The sequence below is a fragment of the Sporosarcina highlanderae genome, from assembly GCF_030433715.1.
Taxonomy (GTDB): domain Bacteria; phylum Bacillota; class Bacilli; order Bacillales_A; family Planococcaceae; genus Sporosarcina; species Sporosarcina highlanderae.
Genome location: NZ_JAROCC010000002.1, coordinates 249,591 through 273,391, shown reverse-complemented (window position 1 = coordinate 273,391; position 23,801 = coordinate 249,591). Strand labels below are relative to the sequence as shown.

General features: G+C 42.3%; 31 protein-coding genes and 1 tRNA gene. 25 read left to right on the top strand and 7 right to left on the bottom strand.

Translation table 11 applies throughout. The annotated features are described in order from the left end of the window. The first annotated feature begins 1 nt into the window (after position 1). From P5G49_RS03885 to P5G49_RS03860, 7 genes are all read left to right on the top strand, one after another. Complete coding sequence (locus P5G49_RS03885) at positions 2-166, top strand: hypothetical protein (protein ID WP_301242138.1); 165 nt, start codon at positions 2-4, stop codon at positions 164-166. Continuing rightward, on the top strand, positions 166-2,196 hold the full coding sequence (locus tag P5G49_RS03880) for an AAA family ATPase (RefSeq protein ID WP_301242137.1): 2,031 nt from the start codon (positions 166-168) through the stop codon (positions 2,194-2,196). Before P5G49_RS03885 ends, P5G49_RS03880 begins: the two co-directional genes overlap by 1 nt. Before the next feature lie 8 nt (positions 2,197-2,204). After that, positions 2,205-2,657 carry a hypothetical protein gene (locus P5G49_RS03875; protein WP_301242136.1) on the top strand — a complete coding sequence of 151 codons (453 nt, stop codon included), beginning with the start codon at positions 2,205-2,207 and terminating at the stop codon, positions 2,655-2,657. 181 nt (positions 2,658-2,838) lie between these two features. Beyond that, complete coding sequence (locus tag P5G49_RS03870; RefSeq protein ID WP_301242135.1) at positions 2,839-3,276, top strand: NUDIX domain-containing protein; 438 nt, start codon at positions 2,839-2,841, stop codon at positions 3,274-3,276. Between the two features lie 414 nt (positions 3,277-3,690). Then, a complete protein-coding gene (locus tag P5G49_RS03865) occupies positions 3,691-4,197 on the top strand; it encodes a DoxX family membrane protein (protein ID WP_301242134.1) in 507 nt (168 codons plus the stop codon). 229 nt (positions 4,198-4,426) lie between these two features. Then, positions 4,427-4,510, top strand: a complete 84-nt coding sequence (locus P5G49_RS17475) for a putative holin-like toxin (protein ID WP_363322158.1) — start codon at positions 4,427-4,429, stop codon at positions 4,508-4,510. 331 nt (positions 4,511-4,841) lie between these two features. Then, positions 4,842-5,891 (top strand): DNA-methyltransferase, encoded by a 1,050-nt coding sequence (locus tag P5G49_RS03860; protein WP_301242133.1) that lies wholly within the window; start codon positions 4,842-4,844, stop codon positions 5,889-5,891. Here P5G49_RS03860 and P5G49_RS03855 read toward each other — a convergent pair. Further along, entirely contained in the window at positions 5,860-6,480 is a 621-nt protein-coding gene (locus P5G49_RS03855; RefSeq protein WP_301242132.1) for an MjaI family restriction endonuclease, read from the bottom strand. The two genes, P5G49_RS03860 and P5G49_RS03855, sit on opposite strands and share 32 nt — an antisense overlap. A 98-nt stretch (positions 6,481-6,578) precedes the next feature. Next, positions 6,579-7,304 carry a toast rack family protein gene (locus P5G49_RS03850; RefSeq protein WP_301242131.1) on the bottom strand — a complete coding sequence of 242 codons (726 nt, stop codon included), beginning with the start codon at positions 7,302-7,304 and terminating at the stop codon, positions 6,579-6,581. A 414-nt stretch (positions 7,305-7,718) separates the two neighbouring features. Between P5G49_RS03850 and P5G49_RS03845 the strand changes: the two genes are divergently transcribed. Then, positions 7,719-7,904 (top strand): hypothetical protein, encoded by a 186-nt coding sequence (locus P5G49_RS03845; RefSeq protein WP_301242130.1) that lies wholly within the window; start codon positions 7,719-7,721, stop codon positions 7,902-7,904. A gap of 145 nt (positions 7,905-8,049) precedes the next feature. Beyond that, entirely contained in the window at positions 8,050-9,510 is a 1,461-nt protein-coding gene (locus tag P5G49_RS03840; RefSeq protein ID WP_301242129.1) for a protein adenylyltransferase SelO, read from the top strand. Between the two features lie 41 nt (positions 9,511-9,551). Here P5G49_RS03840 and P5G49_RS03835 read toward each other — a convergent pair whose 3' ends face one another. Beyond that, positions 9,552-9,791, bottom strand: coding sequence for a YkuS family protein (locus tag P5G49_RS03835; protein WP_301242128.1), 240 nt, complete (start codon positions 9,789-9,791; stop codon positions 9,552-9,554). A 144-nt stretch (positions 9,792-9,935) separates the two neighbouring features. On the opposite strand from P5G49_RS03835, the gene P5G49_RS03830 reads away from it, so the two are divergent. The 3 genes from P5G49_RS03830 to P5G49_RS03820 are packed head-to-tail and all read left to right on the top strand — an operon-like array spanning position 9,936 to position 11,532. Next, a complete protein-coding gene (locus tag P5G49_RS03830) occupies positions 9,936-10,253 on the top strand; it encodes a sigma factor (RefSeq protein ID WP_301242127.1) in 318 nt (105 codons plus the stop codon). 6 nt (positions 10,254-10,259) lie between these two features. Beyond that, a complete protein-coding gene (locus P5G49_RS03825; protein ID WP_301242126.1) occupies positions 10,260-10,499 on the top strand; it encodes a sigma factor-like helix-turn-helix DNA-binding protein in 240 nt (79 codons plus the stop codon). Next, a complete protein-coding gene (locus P5G49_RS03820) occupies positions 10,426-11,532 on the top strand; it encodes a DUF4179 domain-containing protein (protein ID WP_301242125.1) in 1,107 nt (368 codons plus the stop codon). Before P5G49_RS03825 ends, P5G49_RS03820 begins: the two co-directional genes overlap by 74 nt. 53 nt (positions 11,533-11,585) lie before the next feature. On the opposite strand, the gene P5G49_RS03815 is transcribed toward P5G49_RS03820, so the two are convergent. Continuing rightward, on the bottom strand, positions 11,586-12,488 hold the full coding sequence (locus tag P5G49_RS03815) for an NAD(P)/FAD-dependent oxidoreductase (protein ID WP_301242124.1): 903 nt from the start codon (positions 12,486-12,488) through the stop codon (positions 11,586-11,588). Positions 12,489-12,624: 136 nt separating this feature from the next. Here P5G49_RS03815 and P5G49_RS03810 point away from each other — a divergent pair, with 136 nt between their 5' ends. Then, on the top strand, positions 12,625-12,774 hold the full coding sequence (locus P5G49_RS03810) for a hypothetical protein (protein ID WP_301242291.1): 150 nt from the start codon (positions 12,625-12,627) through the stop codon (positions 12,772-12,774). Positions 12,775-12,813: 39 nt separating this feature from the next. On the opposite strand, the gene P5G49_RS03805 is transcribed toward P5G49_RS03810, so the two are convergent. Continuing rightward, positions 12,814-14,064, bottom strand: a complete 1,251-nt coding sequence (locus P5G49_RS03805) for a hypothetical protein (RefSeq protein WP_301242123.1) — start codon at positions 14,062-14,064, stop codon at positions 12,814-12,816. A 158-nt stretch (positions 14,065-14,222) separates the two neighbouring features. Between P5G49_RS03805 and P5G49_RS03800 the strand changes: the two genes are divergently transcribed. The 4 genes from P5G49_RS03800 to P5G49_RS03785 all read left to right on the top strand — a co-directional run bounded on the left by P5G49_RS03800 (position 14,223) and on the right by P5G49_RS03785 (position 16,784). Next, entirely contained in the window at positions 14,223-14,378 is a 156-nt protein-coding gene (locus P5G49_RS03800; RefSeq protein WP_301242122.1) for a hypothetical protein, read from the top strand. 167 nt (positions 14,379-14,545) lie between these two features. After that, complete coding sequence (locus P5G49_RS03795; protein ID WP_301242121.1) at positions 14,546-15,442, top strand: carbon-nitrogen hydrolase family protein; 897 nt, start codon at positions 14,546-14,548, stop codon at positions 15,440-15,442. A gap of 4 nt (positions 15,443-15,446) precedes the next feature. Then, positions 15,447-16,097: a GNAT family N-acetyltransferase gene (locus P5G49_RS03790; RefSeq protein WP_301242283.1), complete on the top strand. Its 651-nt coding sequence runs from the start codon at positions 15,447-15,449 to the stop codon at positions 16,095-16,097. A 15-nt stretch (positions 16,098-16,112) separates the two neighbouring features. Next, complete coding sequence (locus P5G49_RS03785) at positions 16,113-16,784, top strand: GNAT family N-acetyltransferase (RefSeq protein WP_301242120.1); 672 nt, start codon at positions 16,113-16,115, stop codon at positions 16,782-16,784. Positions 16,785-16,826: 42 nt separating this feature from the next. On the opposite strand, the gene pgeF is transcribed toward P5G49_RS03785, so the two are convergent. After that, a complete protein-coding gene (gene pgeF, locus P5G49_RS03780) occupies positions 16,827-17,588 on the bottom strand; it encodes a peptidoglycan editing factor PgeF (RefSeq protein WP_301242119.1) in 762 nt (253 codons plus the stop codon). A 157-nt stretch (positions 17,589-17,745) separates the two neighbouring features. Here pgeF and P5G49_RS03775 point away from each other — a divergent pair. The 6 genes from P5G49_RS03775 to P5G49_RS03750 all read left to right on the top strand — a co-directional run bounded on the left by P5G49_RS03775 (position 17,746) and on the right by P5G49_RS03750 (position 22,654). Further along, positions 17,746-17,817: transfer RNA gene (locus P5G49_RS03775), tRNA-Asn, on the top strand. Positions 17,818-17,879: 62 nt separating this feature from the next. Next, positions 17,880-19,556 carry a ribonuclease J gene (locus P5G49_RS03770; RefSeq protein WP_435877175.1) on the top strand — a complete coding sequence of 559 codons (1,677 nt, stop codon included), beginning with the start codon at positions 17,880-17,882 and terminating at the stop codon, positions 19,554-19,556. A gap of 369 nt (positions 19,557-19,925) precedes the next feature. Further along, on the top strand, positions 19,926-20,297 hold the full coding sequence (locus P5G49_RS03765) for a hypothetical protein (RefSeq protein ID WP_301242117.1): 372 nt from the start codon (positions 19,926-19,928) through the stop codon (positions 20,295-20,297). Positions 20,298-20,317: 20 nt separating this feature from the next. Continuing rightward, positions 20,318-21,094, top strand: a complete 777-nt coding sequence (locus tag P5G49_RS03760; protein ID WP_301242116.1) for a 3-hydroxybutyrate dehydrogenase — start codon at positions 20,318-20,320, stop codon at positions 21,092-21,094. 69 nt (positions 21,095-21,163) lie between these two features. Then, positions 21,164-21,313 carry a YfhE family protein gene (locus P5G49_RS03755; RefSeq protein WP_301242115.1) on the top strand — a complete coding sequence of 50 codons (150 nt, stop codon included), beginning with the start codon at positions 21,164-21,166 and terminating at the stop codon, positions 21,311-21,313. 381 nt (positions 21,314-21,694) lie between these two features. Beyond that, the gene (locus P5G49_RS03750; RefSeq protein WP_363322156.1) at positions 21,695-22,654 is read left to right on the top strand and encodes an alpha/beta hydrolase; all 960 of its coding nucleotides are present in this window, start codon (positions 21,695-21,697) and stop codon (positions 22,652-22,654) included. A gap of 41 nt (positions 22,655-22,695) precedes the next feature. On the opposite strand, the gene P5G49_RS03745 is transcribed toward P5G49_RS03750, so the two are convergent. Next, entirely contained in the window at positions 22,696-22,887 is a 192-nt protein-coding gene (locus tag P5G49_RS03745) for a gamma-type small acid-soluble spore protein (protein WP_301242113.1), read from the bottom strand. A gap of 75 nt (positions 22,888-22,962) precedes the next feature. Here P5G49_RS03745 and P5G49_RS03740 point away from each other — a divergent pair, with 75 nt between their 5' ends. Beyond that, complete coding sequence (locus P5G49_RS03740; RefSeq protein WP_435877174.1) at positions 22,963-23,562, top strand: histidine phosphatase family protein; 600 nt, start codon at positions 22,963-22,965, stop codon at positions 23,560-23,562. A 12-nt stretch (positions 23,563-23,574) separates the two neighbouring features. Then, a complete protein-coding gene (locus P5G49_RS03735; protein WP_301242112.1) occupies positions 23,575-23,799 on the top strand; it encodes a hypothetical protein in 225 nt (74 codons plus the stop codon). The last annotated feature ends 2 nt before the right edge of the window (positions 23,800-23,801 follow it).

Genomic DNA, 23,801 nt, shown 5'->3' with positions numbered 1-23,801 from the left:
GATGAATATGAATAGTGAACTGAACAACAAAATTAATGTGCTGCACGAGGATAAAAGATATATCTTGCATTTATTAATGAATGAGATTGAAAAAGGGAAGCCAGTTACAGTAATTGAGGATATGGTGTTGGATGAGGTTAGACAAATTATTAAAGAGGGGGAGTAATGATGATACTCCATGAGATTGAATTGCTTAACTTTAGACAATTCTATGGAAAGCAGATATTGAAATTTGCAGAGGGTGAAAAAAATATCACTATCTTTTTTGGTGATAACGGAAAAGGGAAGACTGGAATTTTCCGGGCTCTCATGTTTGGTTTATACGGCAGTGCATATATACAACAAGACAATAAAAATGATGTTATCCATTTAGTTAACCTATTAGCTTTGCAAGAAAATGAAAGACAACCAGTTGAAGCATACGTCAAAATAAAGCTTAGTGACAAAGGAAAAAATTATGAAATTAGACGCTGTTTAAAGGGTGTCAAAAACGCTTCCGATATAGTTGAGCGAGAAGATGGAATTGAACTGTATTCCACAGATGAAAGAGGAAATTTCTCCCCACAGCCAATAACCGATAAACAAAAAGTAGAAATAGAAATAAATAAAGTATTAAATGAGGAAATTAAAGACTTCTTCTTATTCGATGCTGAGAAAATTGATACATTAGCCAAAACAGATTCAAAAGTAAAACAGGAAGTAAAAACGGCGATTTTTAAATTATTACAGATTGAGAATATTGAGAAATCCTCTGATGTATTACAGAGACTTTATTCAAAGCAGAATAAAAAAATTGTTGAGGAATCCAAGAATCTTGATATTGAAAAAAAGAGCAAGGAAATAGACGATATCGATAGCAATTTATCATCCAAAACAATTATACAGGATAAAAAAGAGGAGAATCTTAGACTTTGTAACGAAGAGATTCTGGACATGGAAGAAAAATTATCAAAAAATGAAGATATAAAAAATCTCCAGTTTTACTTAAAGAAAGAGGAAGAAATCTTATCTAGTTATGAAGGACGATTAAGCGATAAAAAACGTGAAGTAAAAAACATGTTAGTTCAAAATGCTCCTAAGTTATTACTTCGTGACAATTTTAGCATTGCAAATAACTACCTGACACAAAGCACGTCAAAACAAGAGAGTGTCGTTCCTATTGAAGTTCTTGATTTATCCTTGCAAAATAATGTTTGTGCTTGTTGTAACAATGATTTGAGTGCCCATTTAAACAACTTAAATCATGTGAAGTCTTTAAAAGAAAACTACAAACGTTCAATTCAAGGAACATTTACAAGCGCGTTGAAAAATGTTATTAGTGCTGCAGAAAGTGAGTACGACTCTTCAAAAGAAGATATTTATGAGCTACTCAAGGAACTAAGAGAAATTCGGATTAAACGCGACGAGACAAAAGCATCCGTTTCTGACATTAATGATAAATTGGGGGAGAAGGCCCGCTCCCAACAAGATATGGCGAATTATGAGATGACGATTAAGAAGAATAAAGAAATAGCACAAAACCTTCAAACTGAAATATTTGAATTGAAGAAGGAAATCAAAGAAGACGAAAGCAGAAAAGTAGTTTACCAAAAAGAATTGGAACGCATGATGCGGGACAATGACAGCTTGAGATTCGATTCGAAAGTGTTGTCATTCATCAATGAACTGAAACAAGATTTGGGGATTATTTCCGAAGAGTTCAGCGTACAAATGCGAGAGAAGTTAAAAGACCAAACAACTGAGATTTTCAAAATGTTAATTGATCATAAAGATAGAGATTTAGTTAAGCGAATTGAAATCAATGATAAGTTTGAAATAAGCATTATTGGCTGGGATAACACGGAAATTACACAAGATATCTCCCAAGGCCAACGACAAATTGTAGCATTATCATTCATTACAGCGTTAGCTAAAATTGCTGGCGGCGAAGAAAGAAAAGTATCATTTCCGTTATTCATGGATGCTCCTTTCGGTAGGATAAGTGGGAATAATCGTGATCACTTAATTAGCAATCTTCCGGATCTGACATCCCAATGGATTCTATTGCTGACAGATACTGAATTGACATATCAAGAAGAAAAAGTTTTTAAAACAACAGAAAAACTCGGCAAGTGGTACAGACTGGATCAGATCCAATTGTATCATTCGGAAATTGTTGAAATTGAAATAAATCAAACTATGGCAACAAGGGGGTAAGTGTATATATGGACTTTTTAAGTGAACAATCACTTCTTTACACAAGCAAAGCCTATGAGGATATCTACGCTTATTTCAATGAGGCATTTAAGTATCCGTATCACGAGCTTTTCATATTATTTGCATCAATTGGTGCAAAGCATAACCGATCTGAAGATTTCTCCGGCAGGGGAAGAGAGTTCAGATCAAACTACCTAACCCATGATCAACGAAGTATTGCTTATTCGATTATCCTAAATGATCCTGATTTGGGAAGGAACATGGAGGGTTTTATAGATAAGGAATTTACAAATAAAGCACGCCGTCGGTTGGAACAATATGCCCAAGGCGGTGCTTCAATAGTCGTTGAGAAAGTTTTTCGATCGCATTGGGATGGTGGGAAACTTCGTAACAATTATAACGAATATGATATAGATTTATTAACATATATATCACAGGAATTATCTGCTGTACCGTTTTAAGTTTAATACCATTTGCCAGGTACCTTGCTCTCAATTTGCAAATACCTGGCATTTTCATTTGGGTTGCCGGGATAATAAGGTAGACCGGTTTAAGGTTTAAAGCATAATTTAAAGGGGATTGTCCACTCGGTTATGAGGAATAGAAATACTAAAATACTCAGTAAAGTGGGAGCGATTAAACATGTTCATCATCAACACAGAAGCAGCCATCTACAAAAACAACCATTACCTAATCTGTAAACGCAGTGAAAAGGAAGACCACGCCCCAAGCGGATTAGCACTAATTGGAGGAAAAGTTGAGCTTGAAGGGGCTTCATCAGACATTTTAGAGCGCACAATTGCACGTGAAGTCGAGGAGGAAGTCGGTATTGTCATTGAAGGGCGACCACGTTATGTGCATAGTACAAGCTTCGTGACGGATCAGTGGGAGCCGGTGGTAAATGTCATTTTCTTATGCGAAGAATTCAGTGGTGAACCGTATCCGGTAAGTGCTGATGAGATGGCGGCTTTGTATTGGATGAAGCCTGAAGAGGTGTACGAGCATCCTGATGCTGCGGAGTATTTAAAAAATTATATTCGTATGGCGGAAGATGTTCGGGTTAAGGGGATTCCGTTTTAATTGAGTGAAGGTGCCAGGTTGAGCGGCCGAGCAAGGTTGCAGCATATAGCGGGTGGGATTCCCGCCAGGTAAGAATTAGCCATTCGCCCGTAGCGGGTCTTGGAGGATGAGGGGTAACCTTCATCATTAAGCGTAGACAGTTAGACGGCGGGCCGAAAGCCAAAGAAAAATTTTCATCCGAATGAGCTGAATCCATCACTCATTCGGTTTTTTGTGTTGGTATGAACACCTGCCCGCCAGTAAGCACTTTTGAATGAAATGAATGACTTTGTGAAGATATTCACAAACATGACAAAGCTTCGTGTCTACTTTGTGAAAACATTCACAAATGAGTTGTTAGCCCTATTCTTCCGCGTTATAGTAGGAGTAACAAAAGGTTATAACCCAATAAAACATCACATAGGAGGAATTGACATGAAGCAAATTTTTGAGAATAAAATAGTTGCTGCATTGCTCACGGTATTACGCGTTTGGTTAGGTGTTCAGTGGTTGAAAGCTGGTTTTGGAAAAGTATCGACAGGGTTTGATGCAAGTGGATTTATACAGGGAGCCATCGCGAAATCGCAAGGAGAAAATGCAGTTGTACAAGGATGGTATGCTTCGTTTCTTGAAACTGTAGCCCTTCCGAACTCTGGACTATTTAGCTTCCTTGTTGCATGGGGAGAATTACTTATTGGATTGGGCCTCATTTTAGGTGCATTAACGATACCGGCTTTGGTAGCTGGCGGCTTTATGAATTTGAATTTTCTTTGGGCAGGAACAATTAGTGTAAATCCTACTTTGTTGTTCGTCACCGTACTTCTTTTACTCATGGCGAAAAGTGCGGCTTACTTTGGCATCGATCGTCTCCTCATTCCGACAATCAAAAAAGATGTCGAAAATAGACGTTTGGATCCAGCAATTGGTACAAGTGCCGGTTAACGGTATAGAATTTGAAAAAGCTTGTTTTGTCTCAATAGACAAAACAAGCTTTTTATATTCGAATGGCGGAAGATGTTCGAGTAAAGGGGATTCCGGTTTAATCAAATGTCGGGTTGTCCAAATTGTTCGGTTATAAAGCTTTGAAAGCGAACATATGTGTGGTAAAATAGAAAAACAATAGGCGCCCCAAGGATGATCGGCCATTTCCCGTGAAGGGAGGTGGTCGGGTATGACAGTATTCGAAACACTAATGCTCATCTTTACATTCGCAGCGTTAATCGTAGCTTTATTGTCATCAAACCAAAAAAAATAATCCATCCTTGAGTTAGAGGCTCATTTAGGATGGATTATTTTCCACTAATAACTGCCGATCCCCTGAGGGACCTATTGCTATTATTGACCGTTCAATGTTGCAGCATCGTACGGTCTTTTTTACTATATACGTTAGCTACCTTTAGTATACCTAAACCATACGGATTCTTCAACTCGCCGGATGTTTAAAGTCCTGTAATTTATCTCCATAAAAAGTATCCTTTTTCCCCTTCTACCTATTCATAGGATAAGTCCCCATACGTGCTATTGCAGTGCGAACGCATTTTCGGTATAATGGGAAGCGATATTACTTAGAATAGGATGATATACAAATGAACAAGACAAAGCATTGTATTTTAAACAAAGATGCTGCCAACTTACAAGAAATACCTGATGGGTCTGTTTCATTGGTTATAACATCCCCTCCATATCCGATGATCGAGATGTGGGATGAAATATTCATGAAGCAAAAACCGGAAATCGAAGAGCATTTAATGACTGATCCATATAAAGCATTCAATCTCATGCATGACGTTTTAAACGATATTTGGGAAGAAGTAGATAAAAAAGTAGCGAATCATGGCTTCGTTTGTATTAATATCGGGGATGCAACGAGGACAATTGATGGACATTTCCAAATGTACTCCAACCACTCGAAAATTATAGAGAAATTCGTTTCCATGGGATACTCCGTATTGCCAGATATCATTTGGAGAAAGACTACAAATGCTCCAAACAAATTCATGGGTTCAGGTATGCTGCCTTCCGGTGCTTATGTTACTTACGAACATGAATATATACTGATTTTCCGTAAAGGCGGAAAACGTGTATTTAAAAATAATGAAAAAGCTATTCGGCAGGAAAGTGCATTTTTTTGGGAGGAACGAAACCAATGGTTCTCCGATTTATGGGAGTTCCAGGGGAAATCTCAAAAGTTTAAAAACATCGCAAGTGGGCGCGAAAGAAGTGCCGCCTATCCATTCGAACTTGCTTATCGCCTCATAAACATGTATTCGATGAAAGGCGACACGATTCTTGACCCATTTGTCGGAACTGGTACATCCATGTTTGCTGCAATGTGTACGGAGCGTAACAGCTATGGAGTAGAAATTGATCCACTCCTTGCTGAAACGGTTAAAGGTAATGCATTGCTGCTCAAGAATCAGCTGAATGACATTGTTGTTAAACGATTCCAACGGCACTCAGAATTTATCGAACAGCAATTAGAGCTTGGTAAGGATAAATGGTATGAAAATGATCATCTAAATACAAAAGTGAAAACACGCCAAGAAGTGAATATTAAATTATCGCTCATTAATGATATTTACCTTGAAGATGAATTTGTTACAGTCACTTATGAGGATCTAAATCCAAAGGAATAAATACTTCAATGTTTCTACTGCTTTTATTCACCTTATACGTAACAATTGGAACGTCGATCTGCTCTTTTAACTTTGTCAAGTTCTCGTATGTGTCAGGTTTAATGGAAATCGGCGTTCCTCCAATATATCCATCAATTCCTTTGCTTTCGTCTGCTGCAGAGGAAACCGCATAAGGGACATTGAAATGTTCACTGACCTTTTGGATGATTGCTTTTTGTACATAGAGGCCGTTGTACGTCTTATCTATCAATAAATCATCCAACCATGTATCGACTAAGGAATCATCGATTAACTGAATTGCCTCTTTTAACCGTTCGATTTGAGGAAGAATCCTTGCTTTCGCGCGTTCTTTTGCCTCCGGTTCACGAGTCGTATACCACTCTTCCCAATCTTCAATAGAAGGTGCCGGCACTTCTTCCAAAAACTCTTGGAAATAGGTTGCCATCGGTCCAACAACGCTTGGACGGGTCCCTTGCCCATTGCTATTCGCCAGATTCATAAGTTGCGTTGTATACTTCGGAAATTCGCGTGGGACGGTGTCATTTGCGGAATAGATATAATTGGTATTTATTTTTCCAATCGTTTTCATTAAAGCACTCTCCTTTTTTCTTTCTACATATATCTTATAACATTTTGTTGTACTAATGAAAACAGCGTCTACGTAAATTTCCGTAGACGCTGTTTTATTCAGTCTGCAATTTTGAATTCGACATCCCCAACACCGAAATTCACGGAAATATCGATGACGACGTCCGACTTCCCGTAAGCTTCATTTACATAAGTTCCATCGCTTTGTTTGATAAGGTCTTTCATACCCAATGTACCAAGCCCCTTACTAACTGTTAGTCGGACACCCGTATCTTTCGGGAGGATGAATGTCACATCTCCAACACCCAAATCTACATTGGCACGAAAGCCTTTTTTCCAATCACCGCTAAGGTCGATGGTGGAATTACTGACGCCACTATCAATTACAAGGCTGTTAAGTTGGATGCCTTTCAAATTTAGAGTGGAATCCGAAACGCCCATGTCGACATTCAAGTCAATCGGAATATCATTATTCAGTTGGAGATCCCAATCGTTTTTAGTGGATTTCCGTTTATTGAAGCCGAACATTGTGTATGAACCTTGCTTAACTGCTACATGACCTACATTCTTTCGGTTTTTATAGCTCACTTTGGGTTCAAGCTTTTTATGATTATACGTAAACTCTCCACTGACCCAATCTGAAGAACCGCCATGGATGAGCAGGTTGCCTACCCCGAAGTCAATATCCACTTTTAGAGATTCCGCACTGTCTTTTGGAATCGAAATCTCGTCACCCGCAGCACTCGCCGTCCATTTGTTATATCCGTATATGCCGAGAATGACAAGTAATCCCGCCGTTAGGGCAATCCATAATAGTTTATTCACAAATTTTCTCCCCTTTGTCCCTTTTCTTTAATTTTAGCTTATATTTATGAAATATCTACCAGTCGCATGATTGATTTTACAGTAAGTCCAAGGGCTGAGATAGAGCTTGGATACATGTTTGGCCGGACTTTTTAATACATTGGATAAAAGACATGGCGAAAGGGTGAGGGATTGAAGCGGGTGTTATTATTTGGGGCTACCATATTTGTTGGAATACTTGTGGGTATTATTGTGACGGTCTTGATGGAAATGTGAAAAATGTATCGATGAATTTTTTATTATCAATTGTGCACTTAACTCCTATCTCGACTAAGAAATAGCGTAAATTAAGACGAGGGAGGATATGCGTGGAGGCAGAGAGTTTTTGGGCTTTGACGATTCCTTTTTCCACACAACGGGAAAGGAGGTTTGGGCATGTCGCTCTTTTTTGAAGATGAGATTCGAAAGGTGATGGGTAAAGCAAATCCATCGGGGATGGACGAAATCATGTCGCAGGATCCCCGTAGGAATGGACTTGTGAGTAACCATACACGCCGTTCTGAAGATGTTGATAAGACTCTTAGAAATCAGAATACACGTCGAAGACCCCGTTGGATTTAACGGGAGAAGAAGAAAATATAGAAGTGACAGTCCATCCTTGAACGGAATTTTCGTTTGGGTGGATTTTTTCGTTCACTTATTTCTTTGATATTGCAAATGCGGGGTATACTTATTCATAAGGAAGCTTAAAAAGGAAGTGGGAATCATGACAAAATCAGATTTCGTAGGATGGAATTTCGACAACAGCTACACCCGACTACCCAATACGTTTTACGCGGAGACTTTGCCCGAACACTCGCCATCACCAGAATTGGTGATTTTGAATTACCCTTTAGCCGCTGAACTTGGATTGAACGAAGAGGCCTTGGAAGGTGAAGAAGGTAGGGATGTTTTTGCAGGAAACCTTATACCTGAGGGTGCAAAGCCGATTGCCCAAGCCTATGCAGGGCATCAGTTCGGACACTTTACAATGCTTGGGGACGGACGGGCCGTTTTGTTAGGTGAGCATATTACGCCTGCCGGAAAAAGGGTGGATATTCAACTGAAAGGATCGGGGATCACGCCGTTTTCCCGCGGTGGCGATGGTCGGGCGGCGCTTGGACCGATGCTGCGCGAATTTATTATCAGTGAGGCGATGCACGCCCTGAAAATTCCGACGACCCGTAGCCTATCAGTCACTGTGACTGGTGAAATGATCCAAAGGGAAGAGTTGCTTGAAGGTGCTATTTTGACTCGGGTGGCTTCAAGTCATCTGCGCGTCGGAACGTTTCAATATGCGGCGGCGCGGCAAGTTCCTGAGGATTTACGAACTCTTGCGGATTACGCAATCGAGCGCCATTTCCCGGAAGTGTCAGTTGAAGCAAATCCGTATGCTTCGCTGCTTCGAAGGGTTATTGAGCGCCAAGCGTCGTTGATTGCCAAATGGCAGCTTGTCGGTTTCATCCACGGAGTCATGAATACGGATAATATGACAATCAGTGGTGAAACTATCGATTACGGGCCTTGCGCGTTCATGGATGTGTACGATCCGGCAACTGTATTCAGTTCGATTGACAGGCAAGGCCGCTACGCCTACGGCAATCAACCCGGCATTGCCGAATGGAATCTTGCCCGATTCGCGGAAACACTTTTGCCCCTATTGCATGATGATAAGGAAGAGGCAATCGGGATTGCGGAACAGGAACTTTCTCGATTCGGCAAGCTTTACCATATACATTGGTTGTCCGGAATGAGAAACAAGCTTGGCTTTTTCAATGAGGAAGAACAGGACGTCCAGCTTGCAAAGGATCTCTTGCAATTGATGAAAAATAATCGTGCCGACTATACAAATACATTCCGTGCACTGACACTCGATGCGCTTGAAGAGTTGCCGATGTGCAAAGCATCAGGATTTGACGAATGGCTTGACCGTTGGCAAGGGAGACTGTCAAGGCAACACCAATCGGAAGAAGAATCGAAAAAACTGATGATGGAAAATAACCCATCCGTAATTCCGCGTAATCACAGGGTGGAAGAAGCATTGGATGCGGCGATTGAAGGTGATTTCGGTGTGATGGAGAATTTATTGGATGTGCTTGCTGACCCATACGCGCACACCGAAGAACAAGCCGAATACACGGCACCGTCCAAATCGACGACTCCTTATCAGACGTTCTGCGGCACTTGAAGAAAGAAGAAGAATCCGCGGCAACCGCCACGGATTCTTTTTTACTCCATAAGTCTTGCCTTCTGGTCAACGGCTTCCACTGCATCTTCAAGGGACATGCCTCTCATGGAGACAACAGGAAAATTGAATTCATGTGTATTTCCTTCGTTAATCGCACGGACTACACCGATATCATAGCCTTTGACATCCTCATCCGTGTTGAACATCTTCGTTTCATACCCTTTAGCTTGAAGGGCTGCTGCGACATCTTCATACGGTTGTTCAACAGCTATTCTTTTCAAATCAGTTTCCTCCTTTGCTTGAAAAATGGTTTCAATATACTGTTCCCGTTGCGGAGGGATTTATGAATGAAGATTTTGGATGAATAATGAACCTTTTCGGGTTTCCGCTGTCTAATGTATAGGAAGGGCGAGTGAGGTGGGGAAATGAACGAGAGAGAATTAAGTGAAAAAGCGATTGGCGGTGATGACGACGCATTCCTTTCGCTAATGCAATTTCATAAGGAAGCGCTTTTACGCACAGCAATCGCCTTCTTGAAAAATGATCAAGATGCATTGGAAGCACTTCAGGAAGTGACCTATCGGGCATATAAAAAGATTCATACTGTCAGAGAACCGGCATATGTAAAGACTTGGCTCATCCGCATAATGATGAACTATTGCCAAGATCAGTTAAAGCGTGGCAAACGCTATGTCATGACTGGAGAAGTGGACGAAACAATTGGCAAGAAAGATGAGTACTAATTTGAATTGGCTGAAGCACTTGCCACATTGAAACCAGAAGAACAGCAATTGATTTATCTCAAATACTTCCAAGACGTGAAAATAAAGGAAATTTCGGAACTTTCGAGTATACCTGAAGGTACGGTCAAATGCGGCGGCAATCCTATTTGCCACATTCGTCACGTCAATCCGCGTGTCACCGGCATTTGCAAATGCGGTGGCGTCAATACCGGGCATGGAAAAGTTCGTGGATTTGATTCAGTTTGATAAAGGACTTGAAGCCATTTTTAAAAATGACTATTACCAAAAAGTCGATGCATCCCAAACAAAAAATGGGCTGACGTTGACGATAGACGGCGCTATTTTGGATGAAACGGGCATTAACATCTATTACACACTCAAATCAAAAGATAAGTTAAAGTCACTTTCCATACAGAAAGTTGATTTACAGCATGAAGAGGGGATTCCTCCAAGCGGTATTTCTTATGGAGGCATAGATGTTGATGATAACCCTAAGGAAGTAGCCAATCGAGTTATGTACCATTTTGAAAGCCCAGTGCAATTTAAGGATCAATCCTTTGTTTTGGATATGGATGTTACATTCCAAGAGAAACCGATTTCATTTTCATTGCCATTTGAGTTAAAGGAGAATGTGAAGCCTGGTAAAACTGTTATTTTGAATGAAGAGGTGGAGATTGAATCACAAAAATTTACGATTAAGGAAATCACCATTTACCCACTCCGCGTCGCAGTGGAAGTTGCTTTTGATGAAGCAAATACGAAGAAAATCCTTCAATTCGAGGATATGCGATTAGAGGATGAAAAAGGCGAAGTGTGGGGATCCATCATGAACGGTGTGACGGCAATGGGTAGTGAAACCTATTTTCTACAAAGCAATTACTTCGAGCAGCCTGAAAAGCTCTACTTGCGAATCAACAAACTGCAAGCATTGGATAAAGACGAAGCAACATTACTTGTAGACACGGAAAAAGGCGAAATACTAGATGGTCCGAAAGATGGCAAGTTGCAGATTTTAAGCGCTTCGAAAGCGGGATTGCATATTATTATGCCGGATGCAGGAGGGGATCAATATCACTCTTACGACATCCTTTCGACAGGCATAGATGCAGATGGTAAGGAAATATATATTTCATCAACTGGTATGTATATGGAAGAAGAAATCAGACATTGGGATATGACGTTTGAAACAACGGATTATACGAATCCGCTTCGCTTCGAACTAACGAACTACCCGAATTATATTACTGGCGATGTGAAAGTGAAAGTGAAAGTGAAATAGGTGGAAAAAGCGCTTGTCCGGAGAAGTGGGCAGCGCTTTTTCTGTGGTGTTGATCAATTACTAAAATACTCATTCGTCAAGTCGCCATTTACCCCAATCGCAGCCGCACTGCCTGAACCTGCCGCAATAATAAGTTGGGAAGGTACAATGTTCGCTGCGTCCCCGGCGGCATAGACATTCCACACATTTGTCCTTCCATATTCATCTGTCTTAATACCGCCATATTCATTCAACTCACAGCCAAGTTCTTCCGCAAAATTATTTGGGTGGCTCCATAAAGGAGTGACGAATCCGCCGACTCGATCGATAAGTGTGCCATCTTCGAGGCGAACGCTTCGAAGCTGTCCGTTTTCGCCTTCGAGTCCGGAAATAATATCTTCATATACATGAATTCCCTTGGCGAGCAATTGATCACGTTCTTCTAACTCAAGCCGGCCTTCACCATTTGTGAAAACAGCCAAATCCCGGCTCCATATGTACACTTCCTTCGCAAGCTTAAACACATTTTTATCCGCAATGACGGCAAGTGGTCGATCGCGCAACTCCCATCCATCGCAATAGGGGCAGCTGAAAATGCTCGTCCCGTAGAACTTTTCGATAGTAGGGATGTTAGGCTGTTCGTCCTTTAATCCTGTTGCCAAGATGATTTTGGTGCAATGAAAGACATCTTTATCGGTTTTTAGTTCAAAAAGTGTTTTATCGAGCCGTCTGATAGAAAGGACCTTTTCGCATTTAATATCCACGGAAGGATAATTGGTAAGTTCAGAATGGGCTAAGCGTCTGAGTTCGGCTGGGGGGATGCCATCGCGCGTGATGAATCCATGGGCCATTCGTGACGCCCGGTTCCTCGGTTGATTATTATCAAAAAGCAGCACTTTTCGCCTTGACCTTCCAAGTACAAGCGCCGCATTCAGTCCGGCTGGCCCACCTCCAATAATCGCACATTCATAATTCATCAATGGCTCATCCTTTTTTTAGTTCAGTTTACCCTTTCGCATTAGATGTAAGCTTCAAGTCTGAATAAATTAAGTTAAGAATTTCGGTTCATGACACGGATCGGTTCTGCTTATACTGAAATAGGGGGGATGAAATGTGGAGAAAAAAATGGTGGAGCGCGGTATTGGACTTGGAACTTGCTTGGCAGTTGTAATTTCCTGGAGTGTCCATAAATCGATACTATGGGCTATATTCCATGGGATTCTTAGTTGGCTTTATGTTCTTTATTATGCGTTGATGAGATGAAAAAAACAGCCGCGTAATTGGCTGTTTTTGTTTTATTATTTAAAGATCCTGAAGTGCTATAATTTCTCCGGTTACAGCGTCTACCGCCAAGTCGGAATCGATTAATCCACAGAGTACGTATTTCTTAAGCTCTTTGTCGTAGACATAGACGGGATCCAATGTAATGTAAGGAACCATCTTTTCAAAAGCCGTTTCGTGGTCGACTTTTGGTTCCGGTGCCGGGGTGAATGAATTGAATATGTCGAACATCCCTTTATTGTCAATCAAATTAATGACGGTCGCCGCATCCTTGTCGATAATCAGCACCATTTTCGGACGGAAAATAAAATTGTCGGGATTGTCTGCATAACAGAAAGCTTCGATATGTGTCTGTGTTGGGCGAAGTTCCCTCAAAGTCCACTTTCCACTGTCGGCGGGATACTCCATCCGTAATGCACCATGGACAAGTTTGACACACGCATCAATCATTTCATCGGTTAAAACGATATCTTCCACAGTATGCGAATTGAAAGCTTCATCAGCACTCACTTCTTTTGTGACATTAAAGGATTGTCTCTCAATCTTGCCTTCCAACGGTTCATCCCATTCCATCAAATGATCCATTTCTACTGTCGTTAGATCATCCAACAAAAATGGAATGGTTCGTTTTCCGTCCGCTGTCACGTAAACTTCATCAATTGCATAAACATGGACAAACCTTTCCTCCGATTCAGAAGGGAATTTGACGAGGGTGAGATGTTTTTTGACAATCGGCTCAATTTCTTCAAGTGTTAAATTAAATTCCTGTTTTTCTATAAGCCCCCAATTTGGTGCTTCGCCATATGTGGAAAAAAGAAGTAATCTTCCATCGTCATCAAACTCAACGTTCAATTGGAGATTAGGTGAAAGTCTAACATTGTCCTTTCTTGCTATGAACCGGAACCCGTTTTCACTTGCTTGTTCCGCAAAAAAATCCTGTTTGTATGCCAAATTAGTTATTTTCTCCAACCAAGCGGCAGCTTCTTCAATCGTTTTCACCTTGAAAGGGTGGGCGGTTGAATAGGATCTACCCATTGTGAAAATCGCACTTGTGAAGCGTTCACTTTGGATATCGTAATCAATGCTCGCCGTTCCATCCGGATTCATATCCTCTTCAACTGGTCCGTCAAAGTCGATAGGAAACCATTCCATATTCAAAATAAAACCGGGACTTTTCCGATTTTCATGAAACGTATACCTTTCAAGACGATACCGTTCAAGGCCAAACTCATTCTGCGCTTTATCTGCAATTGCTTTTACTCTTTCATCCATTGAATCGCTCCTTTTCCGGAATCCATTAGTTGAAACTTACTATGATAGTCGGGATTTGACAACATTTATACATCTAAAACTGAATGGGTAACTGACATAAGTTTTGGATGACCTCTATTTTGGGAATACTATATGTATCAACAAAAGGAGTGATCAACATGAAAAGTTATGCAGGCGATAGAGACGACAAACAAAATAACCAAGCGAAAGATTCATCCGCTTTAGCGAACGACGCTGCTAAAAAGGCGGAGGCGCAAATGGAGTCGATTAAGGAAGAGGCACGAAGTGAAGTAAAAAGACAGCAAAAACCTTGAATAAATAGGATGCTTTCCATTTGGAAGGCATCTTTTTTTATGTTAGTCACTGCTTTTTACTTGATTAGTAATCCTCTAATAATTCCAGACTATTAAAATAATGAATGACTTTACGCCATACATGTATTATGATGTTGCTAACTATGTGTAAATAGGGGGTTGATCCAATGAAACTTCGTGTTTCCGCTGTGCAATATCATCTACATTCGATTTCGTCATTTGACGAGTTTGCGATGCAATGTGAGCACTATATTCGCAATGCTCAAGAGTATGATGCTGAGTTTGTTTTATTCCCGGAATTCTTCACGACACAGCTGCTTTCCATTGGTGATGAAAACGGCAAGGCTTTACCAATTGAAGCACTGCCAGGTTTTACAAGCCAATATATTGAGCTTTTTACAAGACTCGCAAAAGAAACGAAGATGCATATTATCGGCGGCACTCATGTATTGGAGCGTGAGGGGCGCCTTTATAATGTCGCGCATTTATTCTTCCCCGACGGCACAGTGGAGGAACAGGCGAAGTTGCATATCACCCCTTTTGAAATAGAAGGCTGGAATATGGCTGCCGGCGATGAGTTGAAAGTGTTCGATACTGAAAAAGGCAGGATTGCCATTTTGACGTGCTATGATATTGAATTCCCTGAAATCGTCCGGATGGTGAAGGCTGCAGGTGCGGATGTCATTTTCTGTCCGTCCTGCACGGATGACCGTCATGGGTTTCATCGCGTCAGGTATACAAGCCATGCCCGCGCCATCGAAAACCAAGTATATGTCGTGCTGACTGGCACTGTCGGTTCGCTCCAAACGGTCGATTTCATGCGCGCCAATTTTGGGCAAGCGGCAATCATTACACCGAATGACATTCCGTTCCCACCGAAAGGATTGGCTGCGGAAGGTGAGTTGAATAATGACATGCTTGTTACGGCTGATCTGGATTTGAATTTGTTGTATGAAGTTCGCGAGAAAGGCTCAGTGACAACGTGGCGTGATCGCAGAACGGATTTGTATACGGATTGGGGCGAAAAACCAGTCGGGAGCGAGAGCAGTGGTATATCGCAGTGAGGTGATGGTCCCTTACGAGGGGGCATTCATTCCTGTTGTTGTCCGGAACTACACTCGCGATGATTTTGAAGCTATGATTTCATTGCAGGCCGAATGTTTTCCGCCGCCATTTCCGGAGGAGCTATGGTGGAATGAAGAACAGCTTGAAAATCATGTACGCCTTTTTCCGGAAGGCGCTATTTGCGTGGAATACAAAGGTCGCATTATCGGGTCAATGACGGGTTTGCGTGTGGATTTCGATTCCAAAGAACCGGAGCATAAATGGGAAGACGTAACGGATAATGGCTATATCCGAACTCATAAGCCTGATGGAAATACGCTATACATTGTCGATATTTGCAACAGCCCGGCGTTTCGGAAGGCTGGATTAGGCAAGTTGATGATGCAGGCGAATTACCAACTTGCGGTAAAGCTTGATGTGAAGCGGGTGTTAGGTGGAGGCCGGATACCCGGTTACGGGAAAGTTGCGGGTGAAATGTCCGCCGAACAGTACGTAGAGAAAGTTGTCCAAGGTACTTTGAAGGACCCGGTCGTTACATTTTTGCTTCGTTGTGGACGGATGCCCGTCACGCTGATCGAAAACTATTTGGAAGACGAAGAGTCGCATAACTATGCGCTTTTAATGGAATGGAAGAATCCGTTCCGTACTGATTGATAGGGGGATAACGAGATGGAATATATTCGCGTGAATAATATTGAGGATCCGCTTTTTGCGAAGATGCACACATTGTTAGGGGAGATTTTCCCTCCTGAAGAAGTGTTGGAGTTTGAATTGTGGAAGGAGCCGCTTGAAGATCCAAGCATTCGCGTCTTTGTTGCGGTGCATGAAGGGGAAGTCGTAGGGTCGACGGAATACCGCTATTATCCGGACTGGAACATCGCGATGACTGATTTCACGATCATCGGGCAGTCTGGACTTGGTATCGGCCGATTCTTGGCAAAGAAGCGTGAAGAGGATTTGCATCGTTTGGCACAGGAAAATGGCAAGACTCTTTTCGGCATGTTCGCGGAAATTTACAATCCTTATGAGCGTGAAGACTTTGCTTTCGGCGGCGTGATGGCGATGAATCCGTATGTGAGAAGGGAAGTGCTTTCTCATCTCGGGTACAAGCGCCTTGATTTCTCATACGTTCATCCATCGTGGAAAAATGACGGGGAAGCGGTGGAAGGGTTAGACTTCTGCTTCATGCCGATGGACGAGCAACTTACTGAAATCCCGTCATATTGGATTGTCGAGTTCTTGTCCGATTATTATTCCGTACTTTCGAATAAGCCGCAGCAATGGCTTGATATGATAGAGGGATTGAAACAGAAGGATACAGTGGCATTGCTTCCGTTGTAATAAGGGAAAACCCGGTTCTGTCGAATGAACCGGGTTTTTTAATTAATTTTTCCGCATAATAAAACTCAAATGCCTTCCCGCCTTCTTATCTTGGCGGTACGAAAATCCATCGTCGCTTAAAAAGGTGCATGTCCGGTCTAACGCAATCCGATCTTCCGGAACGCCAGCAAGCAACAACTGTTTCTTAACAGTTTTCTGATTGTCGATATGGTATTTCCTTGTCTCGCTTTTGAAATACATGAATTCATCCGCGTAGCCAAGCGCTTTGAACTTCAAGTAGACATCCTCATCCACTTCGAATTTCTCCTGGCTCAACGCCATGCCGATTTGTACGTGGAAATCATTAGGCTTGCATTCTTCTACAGTTTTCAAATGCTCAAATAGCTTTAATGTAATCTCCTTGACGGTGCCTTGCCAACCCGAGTGAATTACGCCGACAAGGCCATTCACTTCATTCCAAAAAATCACGGGAACACAATCCGCGGTGAAACTGCAAAGTACAATAGTTGGCTCGAGCGTATAAAGCGCATCCGTATTTGGAATGGCAGTGGCTCCAACTTCAGCGCCTCGTCCTTTGTCGGAAACGGTCACCTTGTGGAAATTCGCACTATGCGTTTGACTTGCGCAGACAAGGTTTTGCGGTTCGCAGCCCAGTGAAACCGCCAAATGCCTCCGATTCTCCAAAACTGATTCGGGTTCAATGCAAGCGTGAAACGCCATATTGTTTAACTCCGGAGCCGATACATCTCTCAAAGTCGTTCCTGCAATAAATTTTTCATTGTTCATATATAAAATTGTTTTCATATCATCACCTGTTCTTACTATACTCGATTATTAACTGGACAACCATGACAGTTGTTCCTAATTTCGCTCAAATCAATTAATAAATTGACGATTACGAAAATTTGATAGGATGAATATATTTTTTTTCATTGGTTACTATAAGGTCGTAATCATTTATTCCGAAATAGCTCAGTGGTAGAGCAATCGGCTGTTAACCGATTGGTCGTAGGTTCGAGTCCTACTTTCGGAGTTCTAAAAGCCTCTTCTTTGAAGGGGCTTTTCTGCAATTGTAGAAGAATGGAGGACTTGACGTTGAGTACGACTAAAAATTTATCGGTTTTCGCTTTAGGTGGTATCAATGAAATCGGGAAAAATATGTACGTGCTTGAGTATGGAGAAGATCTTTTAGTCATTGATTGCGGTTCGAAGTTCCCTGACGAAAGTTTGTTAGGCGTGGATTTGATCATTCAGGATATATCGTATTTACAGGAAAATAAGGATAGAATTCGTGCATTGCTTGTAACGCATGGCCATGAGGATCATATCGGCGGGATTCCATATTTATTGAAACAATTAAATATGCCGGTATACGCAACAAGGCTAACACTTGGCTTGATTGAGCTGAAATTAAGGGAACATGGGCTGCTGAGGGATACGGAACGGGTTTTAGTGGACAACGAATCCACATATGAATTCGGTGAAATCACAGTTTCCTTCTTCAAAACAAGTCATAGTATCCCCGATTGTTTGGGGATTGTCTTTGAAACCCCGGAAGGTACAGTTGTGCATACGGGTGATTTTAAGTTTGACCTGACGCCTGTTGGTGGAGATTATGCGGATCTTCATAAGATGGCCGAAATCGGGAAGAATGGTGTTTTGCTACTTTTGTCCGAAAGTACGAATGCCGAACGCACAGGCTTTTCATTGTCGGAACGGATTGTCGGGGAGCATATTGAGGAAGCGTTCAGGAGGGCGGATCAAAAGATTTTCATCTCGACATTCGCTTCAAACGTCCACCGGCTCCAGCAAATCATTGACGCTGCCATAAAGACGAACCGGAAAATCGGGCTGCTTGGGAGAAGTATGGTGAATGTCTTCTCCGTTGCTGAGGAGTTAGGCTATTTGACCCTCCCTGAAGGCATGCTAATTGAGGCGAATCAGATCAATGGCATGGATCCTGAGCAGGTCGTGGTCATTTGCACGGGGAGCCAAGGCGAACCGATGGCGGCACTTTCCCGATTATCGACGGGAACCTATCGCCAAGTTTCCATTTTGCCGGGGGATACGGTTATCCTTGCATCGAGCCCGATTCCTGGGAATGAAAAAAGTGTATCCCGCATAGTGGATAATTTATATTTACTTGGAGCGAAAGTGATCTATGGGTCAGGTAGCGCATCGGGTATGCACGTTTCCGGGCACGGTTTTCAGGAAGAATTAAAACTGATGCTTACATTGATGAAACCGAAATACTTCATCCCCATCCATGGTGAGTATCGGATGTTGCAACAGCATCGAATCTTGGCGGAATCTGTCGGTGTTGAAGGAGAAAACATTTTCATCATAAACAATGGTGATGTCGTCGATATCCAGCAGTCTGTAGCGCGACAAACAAGGAGTGTCCAAGCCGGCCACGTTTTCGTTGATGGGCTCGGCGTTGGTGAAGTAGGTAAAATCATATTGCGTGACCGAAAGCTTCTTGCGGAGGAAGGGATGCTTCTTATCGTCATTACGATGAGTAAATCCGATGGCAAATTAATCATGAAGCCCGACACGGTTTCGCGTGGATTCATTTATGAGCGCGAAGCGGAAGAGCTGTTTAGGGAATTAAATGAGTTGGTCGTTACGATTGTCGAAAATACGGAAACGGAGCAACTGAGCAGAGGAAGAAAGAATGATCTGAAGCATACTATCCGAAAATCCGTCGAAAAACTCCTTTTTGCTCGCACGAAAAAACGGCCGATGATTTTGCCGTTCATTATTGAAATCTAAATGGAAAAACCACGAGAAATCGTGGTTTTTTCTATTGGGGGAATGAGAAGGGCGGGTGGACTTCCCGTAGAATGTGGTGACTTCCCATAGAACCGCGAAGAGTTCCCGTAGAATGTCATGGAGTTCCCATAGAACCGCGAAGAGTTCCCGTAGAATGTCATGGAGTTCCCATAGACCCGCGAAGAGTTCCCGTAGAATGTCATGGAGTTCCCATAGACCCGCGAAGAGTTCCCGTAGAATACCGTGGAGTTCCCATAGAACTGCGAAGACTTCCCGTAGAGCCACGAAGGAATCGGTTCCTTATTATACGATACAGACATTGAATTCAACTTCGATTCTTTACCAAAGAAGCTGGACTCCCTGGAGTTGGTGATTAATGAAATTGTCGGCTATACGACCGTTAATGAGGAAATTCCGCTTTTTCCGATAGATGGGAATCCTTACCTTGTCAAGAAGAAAGAGATCTGGGTGAGGGATGTATCGGTTACGGAAGATGGGGTCGAAGTCAGAATTGCTACCGCTGAAGATGTCATGTTAGACGGCGTAACCGTGGGCGGTAAAGGTTATTCTTTCCCCCTAAAGACAACTGTCAGGCAAGATTATGAGGAGCTTGAAGATGGACGGATTGTAAAGGTTCGGACATTACTGTTTTCTGGAGATAGGTTGCCTGAATATATGGGGATTAAGGGAATGCATCATATGAAACCAGTTGGTGAAGTGATTGAAATTCCTGTAAAATAAGATAAAAAGGGGGCGTTTGAATGATGAAAGGGAAAGTAGCACTCATAACAGGGGCAGCAAGCGGAATTGGGTTGGGGATTGCGCAGGAGTTTGCAAAAGAAGGGGCTAAAGTCGTCATTAGCGATTTGAATAAAGAGGCGGCGGATACAGCAGTTGGGCAACTAGTATCGCAGGGTTTTGAAGCATTGGCGGTCGCCTGTGACGTGACGAGGGAAGAGGATATTGAGAAAAGTTTTGATGAGACAGTTAAAACGTTTGGCCGCATTGATATATTGGTGAATAATGCAGGTTTGCAGTATGTCTCTCCACTCGAGGATTTCCCGACGGAAGAATTCGAGCTCCTTGTCAAAGTGATGCTTACTGCGCCTTTCATTGCAACGAAAAAGGCTCTTCCTCTCATGAAAGAACAGCAATTCGGGCGGATCATCAATATGGCATCCATCAACGGATTGGTCGGATTTTCCGGGAAAGCCGCATACAACAGTGCGAAGCATGGCGTCATCGGATTGACGAAAGTTTCTGCGCTTGAGGCGGCTCCATTTGGGATTACGGTCAATGCATTATGTCCGGGTTACGTCGATACGCCGCTCGTCCAAAAGCAGCTTGCTGATCTTGCGAAAACGCGAAACGTACCGTTAGAGAAAGTTTTCGAAGAGGTTATTTATCCACTCGTTCCCCAAAAACGGTTGCTATCCGTCCAGGAAATTGCGGACTATGCCGTATTTCTTGCGAGTGATAAAGCGAAAGGTGTAACGGGTCAAGCGGTTGTAATGGATGGCGGGTATACAGCGCAGTAACTGACAACCGGATAAATTACAGCCAAGTGGGAAAACTGATTTGTAGATAGACGAAAGGAGCATTTATCTATGAATCAAAAGAAAGAGCCCCATGAAAGGCTGACCGAAAGAAACTATGGCCTCACCTCAACGCAAGAAGTGTTGTATGCAAAAGAATTTAAGAGTGCAGACAAAGCTGCAAAAGAAACAGGGAATAAAAAACAAGAAAAAGACCAATAATAAAAATACCACGATTGATTGCATCCCCCTGCAATCGGTTGTGGTTTTTTATTTCCTTCGGACCAACGTCGTTGTATTAATAAAGTGTTGGTAGCAATCATAATTATAGCTTGTGGAATCAGTGTTTGTAGCTATCCGCAGACTATACGAAATTGGCCGTAAATCTGTCGGAAATGGGGAAATTCTGCCGAGTCGGTGATAAAGTCGCTTAAGTCGGTGATAAACCCCCGAAAGTCGGTGATAACGCAATTCCCCGTCCCCACCGTCAATTAAATCCTTATTTTTTTAATAAACTTTCATTTTCCATCTATAAACTTATTTTATTTTCCTATATAATAAGAGCTATCAACACAAATAGATAAAAAAGTAAAGGAAATGAGCATGATTAAAATAAATTGGAAGAAATTATTGGTTATTTTTGCAACCGTCTTCCTGGTGATACAAATTTCTGGCAGTTTCTTTTTCTACGAATTGGCAATCAAGCGAGGGCCTAAAGAGTTCTTGCAGAATAATGCTGATTTGGAAGTGTCGGAAAAGTCTATGGATCTTTATCTGAACGGCGATTGGTTACAGTGGGTGAAAGGGCAGAAGTTTGAGCCTCTCCATCTGACTTCACGTGATGGATTACAGCTAACAGGCTACTATTTACCCGCAGCCAAACCAACGAATAAGCTTGTCGTTTTGACGCATGGTTACTTAGGCCACGCTAAGCAAATGGGGCTCTTCGGTCAGTTTTATCATAATGAGTTAGACTATAATATTTTCATGCCGGATGCGAGAGGGCATGGAAAAAGCGAAGGAAATTATTATGGATTCGGCTGGCATGATCGTCTTGACTTGATAGATTGGACGAATATGTTAGTGCAAAAGTTAGGACCGAAGACGGAAGTTGCATACCATGGTCTATCGATGGGCGCCGCGACTGTACTAATGGCGAGCGGCGAAAATGAACTTCCGCATCAGGTGAAAGCGATTATCGCTGATAGTCCATATCAGTCTGTTTATCAGCTTTTCACCTATCAAATGAATCGGATGTTCCACTTGCCTGCATTCCCATTATTGGACGGCACAAGCGCATTAACGAAAGTCCGTGCTGGTTATTCATTCAGAGAGGCAAGCGCATTGAAAGAAGTAAAGAAGGCGTCCGTCCCGATTTTCTACATCCACGGAATGAGCGATACATTCGTCCCGACTGAGATGGCAGAGGAATTGTACGAAGAGACTTCAAGCGATGCTGAAATCTTCCTCGTGCCAAATGCGAATCACGGCGAAGCGTATGCACTTTCTGGAGAAACGTATAAAGTGAAGGTCAATAATTTTCTTGGCCGTTATTTGAAATGAAAAGCAGGTTCCCATGTGGCTGGGAACCTGCCTTTTTAATTTTAATCGACATCCCGATGAATCTGCTTCTTCACCTCTTCAGGATCCGTGTCGCTATACTGGGCCGTCCCTTTACCGCCTGTATGGGCGATGATTGCCATAATCTCATTATAGCTCAGTCCGGAGTTGGCGTTCTGGTGCTTCACTTCTTCTATATCCGTTCCTGCTTCTGTAAACTTTTTCGATTCATTCATAATCTCCACCTCCTACGGTTTAATTAGGATTCCACCAAGTAAAGTTTTCATGCTATTATTGTTATAACTATCAAAATGTTTCTTTTAATTGAGTGGGGGAAAAATAGGATTGGAGGTGGGGAGAATGGAAAAGACGATTATATTGTTCGGCATTGTTCCGCTGAGGGACAGGAGCCCCATGCGGATTTGACTGCTGAAGGAATTATGCAGGCTGAAAAGTTGGCGGCATTTTTCGAGGGAATCGATGTGGACCGAATTATAACAAGTCCGTTCGTTCGAGCGAGGATGACCGCCGAGCCGATAGCGGAGTCGAAAGGATTTTATTATGAAGAAGATAGTCGGCTCGCGGAGCGGAAGTTGTGCTCACGTAATCTTGACGATTGGTTGGTGAAATTAGAGGAAACATTCTTGGATGTCAATTTGAAATTTGAGGGTGGGGAGTCTACGCAAGAGGCGATGGAACGTGCTCGGAAAGTGGTCGATGAGTTGCCTGCTGATTCGAAGGTCGTATTGGTGACGCATGGGAATCTAATGGCGCTGCTGTTGAAAAGCTTTGACGGGCGGATCGGATTTCAGGAATGGCAGGCACTGACGAATCCGGATGTTTATCGTGTTCAGGTAAGGGGTGCTGAAACACTTGTGGAACGGGTTTGGAAGCATGATGTTTTAATTTAGGGGGAATGGGGATTGAGCACGGTTAAAAGGATGTATGGGTTATCGATTATTTTTTCGATGGTGGCATTTTGGATTTATTTCAAAGCATTTCAATGGATTTTTAATCAATTCTTTCCTTCGACAACAGCTATGGATGTCATCTTTGTAATTATTGTTCTTATCGTTATCGTTCCTGTTTCATTAATGACTGGTAGGAAAATATCTGCACTTTTTTTGGCAAAGACGAGGTCGAAATAGTA